We start from the raw sequence: 10,277 nt of genomic DNA on the forward strand, positions 1-10,277 counted from the left end.
CAGGATGGCCCGCCGATCACGACGGCTTCAAGGCGCGGCGCCGCTAGAGGTTCCTGGCGATGCGGTCGGCCAGGGGCGACAGGTCGCCGCCGGCGTCGTCGAACACCCCCATGTCCTGGGCCGTCACCTGCGCGAACAGGTCCTGCGCCGCCTCCGACGTCGTCAGCAGGTCGAGCGCGGCCTCCGCCTCGTCTTCGGGCCAGCGGTCAAGCGCCGCGCCCAGCGCCTTCAGGCGCGCTTCGAACAGTTTCAGGTCCATAGCCACAGATCTTCTTCTGCCTCTGGAGTCTCGTCTTCAAGGTCTGCCGGCCCCGTTTCAGGAGCGAGCGGACCGCCTGTTCCGAACAGCCCATGGCGTCGGCGATTCTACCGACCTCGAGCTCTTCGAAATAGAACAAAGTCAAAGCCTGGCGCTGGGTGTCCGGCAGCTTGCCCAGGGCCTGCTGCAAGGTCACGGCGACTTCCGACCGTTCGAGGTTGGCCAGGGCGTCGGCCTGGGCCGCTCCTCGCACCTCGGCGTCGGCCAGGCGGGTGATGACCTCCTGGCTTTCCGGCACGGCCTTGCGAACGCGGCGACGGTCGATGGCCTTGTTAACCGCGATGCGGTGCAGCCAGGTCGAGAACCGCGCCTCCGGCGTCCAGCGTTCGCGGGCGCGCCAGGCGGCAATAAATGCCTCCTGGGCCGCGTCCTCGGCCTCCTGCACGTCACCCAGGACGTTCAGGGCCAGCCGCCGGACCATCCGCAGATGCCGGTCAACCAGCACCCGGAACGCCACCTGGTCACCGTCGCGGCAGGCCAGGAACAGGTCTTCGTCCGAGCGGGCGTCCACCAGCCCGAACTCACCCGTCACAGTCATCGCTGAATTCGCCATGGCGATTACTCGCCTCCATCGCTGTATCGCAATGGGATTGGCAAACAGCGTGCCACATGTCAGATAACTACATCACTGAATTCATCCGATACATTCGCAATACGTCAGCATATTTCTATTTTTCAGAACGGAGTTCTTTGCAGAACGGGCGCAACAAGTCGAGTACGATTTGATACGAACCGGACACATCTTTGCGGCGACTGGCGCGAACCATGCTGTCGAGCACGTACTGGTAAAAGCTGCGCAACGTCTTGCCGTCCGGTCCGGCGGCCGAGAAATCCAGGCTGGTCGACAGCACGGTGAGGATCTGGGTCGCCCGCATGGCGTGTCGGCACATTTGATCCAGCCGCCCCTGCTCGTGGGCGAATTTTGCCGAGCCGATGGCCCGGTAGAGCTCCTCGTGCACCGAGGCCAGCACGTCGCGCGGGCTGGCGGTCAGGCGGCTGGAGGCCGCATAGGCGCTGAACGCCTGGCTGTTAGTCGTCGTCATCACTGCTGGCTCCGAGGATGGCCTTGATCTGCTCTTGAAGGATCTGGGCGGCGTAGAGCTCTGTCTCCATCGCCGAGTACTTCGCGATCAGCTTGGTTCGGTAGGTCTCCGCGTTGTCGCGGATGGTCTCCGACTGTTCGGTCAGGCTGGTGTTGACCGTGTCGAGGGTGTTGATGCGCTGCTGGATCACGCCGGTGGTGGTGTTGGCGTAGTCGCTCATCAGGCTGGTGATCAGGTTGGCGAAGCCCTGGGTGATCTGCACCGAGATCGTGCCGCTGGTGGGGGTGGCCAGGGCGAAGGACAGGCCTTCGTAGATCGACCCAGTCGCGCCGATGATCCGGCTGCCCGAGATCGTGAACAGGCTCGAGTCGCCATCCACCGACACGCTGGAGATCGCCCCGTCTGTGACGGTGACCTCCAGGTCGAAGTCGTACGACAGGGTGGTGTCGTTCTTCAGGAGCTTGAGGTTGCTGTCGCTGGCCTCGAACTTGGTCTCGAAGAAGGCCGCCACGCTGGAGAGATCGGTCAGCAGCAGGTTGTCGAGCGAGGTCTCGTCCGACAGCTCCAGCTGGTTGGCGCTGTTGAGCGTGATGCCCAGGGCCGACAGGTCGGTCAGCTCATCGTCCGAACCCGACTTGCCGCCCAGGAGGGCGTTCAGCTGGCGATTGACGTCACGCAGTATGCCGTCGGCGAACAGCACCGCGTCGTCGGCCACCACCCCGCCCGAACCCACCGTCTGGTTGGTCACCACGAAGGCGCGCAGGGCGTTGTAGGCGTCGATGAAGTCGGTGATCGCCGTCTTGATGTCGTCGTAGTTGGCCTCGATGTCGAGGGTGATGGTCTGGCCGCTGGTGGCTTGCAGCAGCGAGATCGACAGGCCGGGAATGACGTCGGTCAGCTCGTTGCCGTCGCTCTCGATCTCGACCCCGTCGATGGTGACGATCGAGGGCTGGGCGGCCTGAAGCACGTTGGCGAAGGCGCCCGAACTGTCGGTCAGGCCCAGCGACTGACCGATATCGTCGCCCGAGACCGACGCCAGGCTGATCTGCTGGTTGGTGTCGCTGGTCGACATCACCAGGCGCGTGCCGGTCGAGCTGGTGATCAGGGTGGCGGTGACGCCGGTGGTCGAGGTCTTGGCGTTGATCGCCGCGGCGATGTCGCTGACGGTCATGGTCGAGGTGACGGTGATCTCGGCGGCGGTCCCGCCGTCGACGCCCACCGACATCACGCCCGACAGACCAAGCGCCGTGCCGGCGGTCTGGGCGGTCGACGTCACCTTCATGGCCTTGGCCAGCTGGGTGACGGTGATTTCGTAAGAGGCGGCCACCGCGTCGCTGTCGGCGTCGACGGCGATCACCGAGGTGGCGTCCGTGCCGTCAGAGGCGGTCAGATAGGCGCTCTTCTCGTCGAAGGCGTTGGTGGTGGTCGTGACCGAGCTGTAGGTCGTGCCCGCCAGCGCGGTCATCGAATCCGAAATCGCCTGCAGCAGGGTCTGCAACGACTGATACGAGGCGATCTTGGTCTCGTTGGCCGTGACCTTGGCGTCGATGGTGTCGGCGCGGGCGGTCTTCTGGGCGACGGCCGCCTCGATCAGGGAGTCGGTGTCGAGGCCCGAGATCGTGCCCGTCAGATAGGTCGTCGAACCCGAGGTCGAGACGCTGCTGGTGGTCGTCATGGCAATGTCCGGAAAGTCGGCGGGAGAGCCTTAAGGGGCTCCCCCGCCAGTCTGCAGGACGACGGGAGCCAGGCCCCCGCCATCGCGACACGAGCGACTACTGCAGCAACTTCAGAAGCGACTGGCTCATCGAGTTGGCCTGGCTGAGGGCCGAAATCGCTGCGCTGGTCAGGGTCTGAGCGTTGGTGAAGTTGGTCTGCTCGGCGGCGATGTCCACGTCGGTGATCGCCGACGCCGCCGACTCCAGGTTCTCGAGCGACGTGGAGATCACGTCGCCGCGGAACTCGAAGCGCGACAGGGTGGCGCCGACGTCGGCGCGCATTTTCGAGACCGCCGTGATCGCCGAGTCGATTTCGTCCATGGCAGCGACGGCGTCGCTGGTGGAGGTGATCGAGGTGACGGTCAGGCTCAGCCCCGTGGTGTTGGCCTCACCCAGCTCGACCTTGATGACATCGGTGCTGGACGTGCCGACCATGAAATCGACGCCCGTGCCTTCGGTGTAGTTGCTGTCACCGTTGAGCAGAGTGACGCCGTTGAAGGTCGTCGTCTTGGCGATGTCGTCGATTTCTTCGGTCAGCTGTTCGTACTCGGCGCTGATGTACGACAGGTCGGCAGTGCTCGACGTCCCCGACTGGGCCTGGGCCGTCAGGGAGTTCATGCGCTGCAGGATGTCGGCGATGTTCGACAGGGCGCCGTCCGCGGTGTTCAGCACCGAAGTGCCGCTGGTCACGTTGGTGGCGGCCTGGTTGAGCACGGTGATGTCGGCGTTCATGGACGTCGCGATGGCGAGGCCGGAGGCGTCGTCCTTCGCGCTGACGATCCGCGAGCCGCTCGACAGCTTCGCCAGGGATTCGCTCTGCGCCGCCGAATTGTTGTTCAGGTAGCGCAGGGCGGTGTTGGCGGCCGTGTTGGTGGAGATAACAGGCATGTTCTAGTCCGGTTCTCTGTCTGGAGTCCGCCCGGGGGAGAGTCCGGTCGGGAAGCTGTCCGCCGTTCTGACGGCCTGGCTTCGACGGGTTGAACGGGACGTCCGCCGACGATGGGGCGGATTATTTTTCGCTCTCCCTGTCCCCTCTCTCTTTGAGAGAGGGAGGGGCCCGCCGCGAAGCGGTGGGAGGGTGAGAGGTTTCACCGCTCACCGGAAAACCCACACGCGCGCGAGCAAAATTCAAATCACCGGAAGCGCGCGACGACCGCGCCTCATCCTGGGAGATTGTAACCTCTCACCCTCCCATGGCTGCGCCATGGGCCCCTCCCTCTCTCGATGAGAGAGGGGGCAGGCCAACTAAAAATAATCCGCCCCATCCAGCGCGGAGCCTCCGTTGAACCCGTCGATCGGCGCCCAGAGCGACCGGACCGACTTCACCGGAGGGCTTTCTCCATGACCACCGTCTCCTCGGCGACGAGCACCAGCACGACGAGCTCGAGCAGCTCGTCCGGCACGCTGCAGCTTGGCACCACCGACTTCCTGAAGCTGCTGATGACGCAGCTGACCAACCAGAACCCGCTCGATCCGACCGACCCGACCGAGTTCACCAGCCAGCTGGCGACCTACTCGTCGCTCGAGCAGCAGATCAACATGAACGACACGCTGACGACGATGTCGGACAACATGTCGTCGCTGCTGACCCAGGTTCAACTGCTCGCCTCGGCTTCGGAATAGGGGCCGCAAGCATGAGCCTGTCTTCCGCCCTCTCGACCGCCGTCTCGGGCCTTTCGGCCCAGAGCATCGCCCTGTCGGCGATCTCCGAGAACATCGCCAACGCCTCGACCACCGCCTACAAGACGACGGAAGTGTCGTTCCAGTCGCTGGTCAGCGGCGCCATGGGCACCAACACCTCGACCAGCTCGGTGGTGGCCAAGACCAGCCAGGCGCTGAACGTCACCGGCGCCATCTCGTCGACCAGCGTGGCGACCAACATCGCCATCGACGGCTCGGGCTATTTCGTGGTCGCGGCCAACGCCGGCGACACCGGTAGCGACCTGGTCTACAGCCGCAACGGCAGCTTCTCGACGGACGCCAACGGCTATCTGGTCAATAGCGAAGGCTATTACCTGATGGGTTATCCGACGGACTCCGACGGCAACGTCCTGGCGTCGAACACCAGCGACCTGACCAGCCTGTCGGCGATCAATCTCGACTCCATCAGCGGCACCGCCAAGGCCACCTCGACGGTGAGCATGGCCGCCAACCTGCCGGCCGACGCCACGACAGGCCAGAGCTTCGACACCAGCATGGAGATCATCGACTCCCTGGGCGTCAGCCACACGGTCGGCCAGACCTGGACCAAGACCGGCGACAACACCTGGTCGCTGACCCTGTCGGACCCGACCCTGACCAAGGACAGCGCCACCACCTCGGGCACGATCAGCCCCAGCACCGTGACCGTCACCTTTAACTCCGACGGCAGTCTGTCGACCACCGATCCGTCGCCGGTCAACATCAGCATCACGGGCCTGTCGACCGGCGCGGCCGACAGCGCCATCGTGCTCGACCTCGGCTCGTCGGGCGGCACCGACGGCCTGACCCAGTACGCCTCGACCTCCTCGACCCTGTCGATCAGCCCGACCTTCGAGCAGGACGGCGCCAACTACGGCGAGCTGTCGGGGATCACGATCGACGAGAGCGGCCTGGTCACGGCCAATTTCGACAACGGGGTGAGTCTCGCGATCTACCAGATCCCGGTCGCCACCTTCAGCAACCCCAACGGCCTGACCCACGTCTCGGGCACGGTCTATGACGAGAACACCGCCGCCGGCCAGGTGCACCTGAACCTGCCGGGCGAGGGCAACGCCGGCAGCCTGGTGGCCAGCGCCCTGGAAGGCTCGACCACCGACACGGCGACCGAGTTCAACAAGATGATCATCGCCCAGCAGGCCTATTCGGCCGCCTCGCAGGTGATCAGCGCCACCAGCGACATGTTCGACACCCTGATCCAGGCCGTCCGGTGAGCGTCATGGGCACGATCGAACGCCTGCACACCCGCGCCCAGAAGGCCCGCCGCGATCCCGCCACGCCCGTGGTCTCGTCGGTCGAGGAGGCCCGCGCCCTGGCCCGCAGCATCGCCGAGGGCCTGTCGGCGCTGTCGGACGACCAGCGGCTGCTCATGCTGTCGAACCTGCACGAGGTGCAGGCGACGCTGGAAGACCGCATGGCGACCCTGGAGACCGAGATGGCCCAGGACCGCGTGCGCATCCAGGCCGTCAATCGCGGGCTGAACGCCCAGGCCGGCTATCGCGGCGGGGTGGCGTCGCTGCGCGACCATCGCCGCCGCAAGGACTGACGCCATGTCGCTGTCGTCGATCATCAGCTCGGCCTCGTCGGCCCTGTCGACCGCCCAGATGCAGATCGCGGTGGCCAACGCCAACGTGGCCAACGCCGACGACCTGACCTACAGCAAGAAGACGGTCAGCACGACGGCGACCACCGCCCTGAACTCGGCCTCCAGCGCCACCGTGCAGCGGGCGGCCGACACCTATCTGGCCAAGACCGTGGTCAAGACGGCGGCCGCCTCGGGCTACGCCTCCACCATCGACACCTACATGCAGTCCTACGACGCCGCCCTCGGCTCGGTGGATAGCGGCGATGACCTTTCCAGCCTGCTCGACGCCTTTTCCAGCGCCCTGACCGCCCTGTCGGCCAGCACCGACAGCGACACGGCCAAGGCCGCGACGGTCTCGGCCGCGTCCGACCTGGCCGCGGGGATCAGCAGCCTGTCGGCCTCGATCCAGGACCTGCGCACCCAGGCCAACGCCGAGATCGCCACCACGGTCGACACCATCAACTCGACCCTGTCGACCCTGGCCTCGCTGAACGACCAGATCGTCTCGGTCACCGCCCAGGGCGGCGATGTCACCGCCCTGCAAGACCAGCGCGACGCGGCCCTGACCACCCTGTCGAGCCTGATCGGGGTCAGCAGCTACACCACCTCCGACAACCGGCTGGTGGTCTACACCACCGGCGGCGACCAGCTTCTGGGCACGACGGCGGCCAAGCTTTCCTACACCGCCTCCAGCGCGCTTTCCTCGACCAGCGCCTATCCGACTTCGATCGCGGGCATCACGCTGAACGGCAAGGACATCACCGAAAGCCTCGATTCCGGCCAGCTGGGCGCGCTGGTCACCCTGCGCGACACCACCCTGCCGGGCGAACAGGCCGAACTCGACGCCCTGGCCTCGACCTTGATCGCCCAGGTCAACGCCATCACCAACGCCGGCTCGGCCACGCCCGCGCCGACCGCCCTGACCAGCGCGTCCACCATCTCGGGCGCCGACGCCTTCTCGGCGACCGGCACGCTGCGGGTGGCCGTTGTCGACGCCAGCGGCTCGACCGTCTCGACCCAGGACATCGACCTTTCGGCCTATTCCAACCTCGCCGACCTGGTCAGCGCACTCGACGCCGTCGACGGCCTGTCGGCCAGCATCGGTTCGGACGGCAAGCTGTCGATCACCGCCGACGACAGCGCCAACGGCGTCGCCCTGGGCGACATCGCCGCCTCGGTCGGAGCCTCATCGCAGGGCTTCTCGGACTATTTCGGCTTCAACGACCTGTTCTCGGGCTCGACCGCCGCCGACATCGCCATCTCATCCAAACTGTCGGGCGACTACAGCCTGCTGGCCACCGCGGCCCTCGACACCTCGACCACCCTGGCGGCCGGCGACCGGGCCCTGTCGACCTCCGACAGCGCCACGATCGACAAGCTGTCTTCGATGCTGTCGGGGACGCTCAGCTTCGCCGCCGCCGGCGACCAGGCCGCCAAGACCGTCAGCCTGTCGTCCTATGCCGCAAGCTTCGTCTCGGGCGCGGCCGCCCTCGTTTCCAACGCCTCGTCCAGCGCCGCCAGCGCCCTGTCGACCTACGAGGCGGCGACCACGCGCTTGCAGAACACCACCGCCGTCAATGTCGACGAGGAACTGGCCCTGCTGACCACCTACCAGTCGCAGTACGAGGCCAACGCCCAGCTCGTCTCGATGGTGCAGGAGCTGTTCGACACCCTGATCCAGATGGTGAACTGACCATGATCAGCCGCATCGCCACCTTCGGCCATTCCACGACCATGCTGGCCGCCAGCCTCAAGGTGCAGGCCAAGCTCGCCGACCAGCAGGCCCAGACGGCCTCCGGCCTGAAATCGACCACCTACGGGGGCCTGGGCAGCAACACCGGCAGCCTGCTGCGCCTGTCCAGCCAGAGCAGCGCCCTGACCGCCGAGAACGCCGCCGCCCAGACCGCCACGGCCTACGTTAACGCCGCCTATTCGGCGCTGGGCGACATCGCCGACCTCGCCACCACCATCAAGACCCAGCTGGCCTCGATGATCTCCAGCACCACGATCGACTCGGCCACCACCGCCCAGTACGCGACCAACTGGCTCAATGACCTTCAGGCGCTGATGAACAGCACCTCCGGCGGCACCTACCTGTTCTCGGGCACGGCGGGCGACACCGCAGCCGCCGACTTCAGCGATGCGGACTGGGATCCCTCGGCCGGCGTCGACGCCGACTATTACCAGGGCTCGTCGGCCACCCGGACCTTCACCACCACCGACGGCCAGACCATCGACCTGTCGGTCTCGGGCGGCTCGGCGGCGTTCGAGAAGCTGGCCCGCGCCCTGTCGATGATCGTCGCCTCGCCCAACGACAGCGACGTGGTCTCGGCCGCCTACGACCTGGCCGGCGAGGCCCTGACCGGCATCGGCTCGCTGCAGGAGCAGGTCTCGATCCAGGCCTCCACCCTCGACCGCCTGATCGAGCGCAACGAGGCCAAGATCGAGAGCATCGACACCCTGGCCTCCAACCTCAAGGACGCCGACCTGGCCGAAACCGCGGTGCTGGCCACCCAGTACGAGACGCAGCTGGAGGCCATGTACTCGATGATCTCGACGCTCTCGTCGCTGAGCCTGACGAAGTATCTGTAGGGCGACGCGAGGAACCTCCCCCTCTGGGGGAGGCGGCCGAAGGCCGGTGGGGGGCCGCTTTCAGCTTCCAAGACACAGGCCGATCTCCCCTCACTCCCCCCACCGATCGCTTCGCGATCGCCTCCCCCACGGGGGGAGGTTCCTCGCACTCGCGCCCCACATGCGACGTCCACCATTGCAAACCCGCAAGACCTCGACATACGCCGGCAGGATCGCCCGGCCACAAGGGCGGCTCACGTTTCGGAGTCCCGATGCCCTCGCCCGTTTCCCCCAGCCGCCGCGGCCTGCTGGCCCTGGCCGGCGCCGCGCCGTTCGCCGCCATCGCCGCCTCAGCTCGGCCGGTCGCCGCCGCTGAAAGCGTCTGCGCGCTGACGCCCCAGGTCACGCAAGGCCCCTACTGGTTCGATCCCAAGCTCGACCGCGCGGATATCACCGAGGGCAAGAAAGGCGCGCCGGTCACCGTGGCCCTGACCGTCGTCGACGGCGCCTGCCGGCCGCTGAAGGGCGCGCGGGTCGACATCTGGCACTGCGACGCGCAGGGCATCTATTCGGGCTACGAAGGCCAGGGCGACGACCACCAGGCCGCCGCCAAGGGAGCAACCTTCCTGCGCGGGGCCCAGACCACCGACAGCGCCGGCAAGGTCGCCTTCAGGACCATCTGGCCGGGCTGGTACGAAGGCCGCACCCCGCACATCCATATCAAGGTGCACCTCGATCAGCGCACGGCCCTGACCGCCCAGCTGTTCGTGCCCGACGCCCTGTCGGAGTTCCTTTACGAGAACCTCCCGGCCTACAAGCGGCCCCGGGACCGGGACATGTTCAACCGCCAGGACGGCATCGCCCTGCAAGGCGGCGAGGCTATGGTCGCCAGCGTCAAGGAAGGGAAAGACGGCTACGTCCTGGCCCTCGTCCTGGGCGTCGATCCCGCCGCCGACTGGAAGGACGATGCGGGGATGGGTCCGGGTGGTCCTGGCGGTCCCCCTCCCGGAGGCATGGGCCCGCCTCCCGGCGGCATGCCGCCCCAGGGCGCCAACAGCCGCCCGCCCGGCCCGCCGCCCGGCGGCTTCCCCAATGGCGGCCCGCCCCGCCACGAGGCCCCGACCGGCGAAGCGCGTCTGAAGGCGATCGTGCCGGGGATTTGATCTGACGGGTTAGCCTCCTGCTCCTCCCCCGAGAAACGGGGGAGGTGGCGCGGCGCTATCAGCGCCGTGACGGAGGGGGCGACCACCGGCACGGAGCCCAGTCTCGGCCCCGCCCCCCCCACCCCGGGCCCCCCCCCCCGGTACCCGGGGGGGGCGGGACTTGAGCGAGACCCGCAACTACAA

General features: G+C 66.9%; 11 protein-coding genes. 6 read left to right on the top strand and 5 right to left on the bottom strand.

The genetic code is table 11. The features are described 5' to 3' along the window. Window positions 1–43: 43 nt before the first annotated feature. The 5 genes from P7A99_RS14985 to P7A99_RS15005 all read right to left on the bottom strand — a co-directional run bounded on the left by P7A99_RS14985 (window position 44) and on the right by P7A99_RS15005 (window position 3,965). A complete protein-coding gene (locus tag P7A99_RS14985; RefSeq protein ID WP_277794608.1) occupies window positions 44–259 on the bottom strand; it encodes a hypothetical protein in 216 nt (71 codons plus the stop codon). After that, window positions 207–857 carry an RNA polymerase sigma factor gene (locus P7A99_RS14990; RefSeq protein WP_277794609.1) on the bottom strand — a complete coding sequence of 217 codons (651 nt, stop codon included), beginning with the start codon at window positions 855–857 and terminating at the stop codon, window positions 207–209. The genes P7A99_RS14985 and P7A99_RS14990 overlap by 53 nt, the downstream gene beginning before the upstream one ends. Window positions 858–987: 130 nt before the next feature. Further along, on the bottom strand, window positions 988–1,362 hold the full coding sequence (locus P7A99_RS14995) for a flagellar protein FliS (RefSeq protein WP_277794610.1): 375 nt from the start codon (window positions 1,360–1,362) through the stop codon (window positions 988–990). Beyond that, window positions 1,349–3,037 (bottom strand): flagellar filament capping protein FliD, encoded by a 1,689-nt coding sequence (fliD, locus tag P7A99_RS15000; RefSeq protein ID WP_277794611.1) that lies wholly within the window; start codon window positions 3,035–3,037, stop codon window positions 1,349–1,351. Before fliD ends, P7A99_RS14995 begins: the two co-directional genes overlap by 14 nt. A gap of 97 nt (window positions 3,038–3,134) precedes the next feature. Beyond that, a complete protein-coding gene (locus P7A99_RS15005) occupies window positions 3,135–3,965 on the bottom strand; it encodes a flagellin (RefSeq protein WP_109100101.1) in 831 nt (276 codons plus the stop codon). Window positions 3,966–4,418: 453 nt separating this feature from the next. Here P7A99_RS15005 and P7A99_RS15010 point away from each other — a divergent pair, with 453 nt between their 5' ends. The 6 genes from P7A99_RS15010 (at window position 4,419) to P7A99_RS15035 (ending at window position 10,094) form a co-directional block, all read left to right on the top strand. Then, the gene (locus P7A99_RS15010) at window positions 4,419–4,700 is read left to right on the top strand and encodes a flagellar hook capping FlgD N-terminal domain-containing protein (protein ID WP_101720058.1); all 282 of its coding nucleotides are present in this window, start codon (window positions 4,419–4,421) and stop codon (window positions 4,698–4,700) included. 11 nt (window positions 4,701–4,711) lie between these two features. Further along, entirely contained in the window at window positions 4,712–5,989 is a 1,278-nt protein-coding gene (flgE, locus tag P7A99_RS15015) for a flagellar hook protein FlgE (RefSeq protein WP_277794612.1), read from the top strand. A 5-nt stretch (window positions 5,990–5,994) separates the two neighbouring features. Then, entirely contained in the window at window positions 5,995–6,321 is a 327-nt protein-coding gene (locus P7A99_RS15020) for a hypothetical protein (protein ID WP_277794613.1), read from the top strand. 4 nt (window positions 6,322–6,325) lie between these two features. Next, window positions 6,326–8,053 (top strand): flagellar hook-associated protein FlgK, encoded by a 1,728-nt coding sequence (gene flgK / locus P7A99_RS15025; RefSeq protein ID WP_277794614.1) that lies wholly within the window; start codon window positions 6,326–6,328, stop codon window positions 8,051–8,053. A 2-nt stretch (window positions 8,054–8,055) separates the two neighbouring features. Further along, window positions 8,056–8,952, top strand: coding sequence for a flagellin (locus P7A99_RS15030; protein ID WP_277794615.1), 897 nt, complete (start codon window positions 8,056–8,058; stop codon window positions 8,950–8,952). A 251-nt stretch (window positions 8,953–9,203) separates the two neighbouring features. Beyond that, window positions 9,204–10,094: an intradiol ring-cleavage dioxygenase gene (locus P7A99_RS15035; RefSeq protein WP_277794616.1), complete on the top strand. Its 891-nt coding sequence runs from the start codon at window positions 9,204–9,206 to the stop codon at window positions 10,092–10,094. Window positions 10,095–10,277: the final 183 nt, after the last annotated feature.

It is taken from the genome of Caulobacter endophyticus, from assembly GCF_029543245.1.
Lineage (GTDB): Bacteria > Pseudomonadota > Alphaproteobacteria > Caulobacterales > Caulobacteraceae > Caulobacter > Caulobacter endophyticus_A.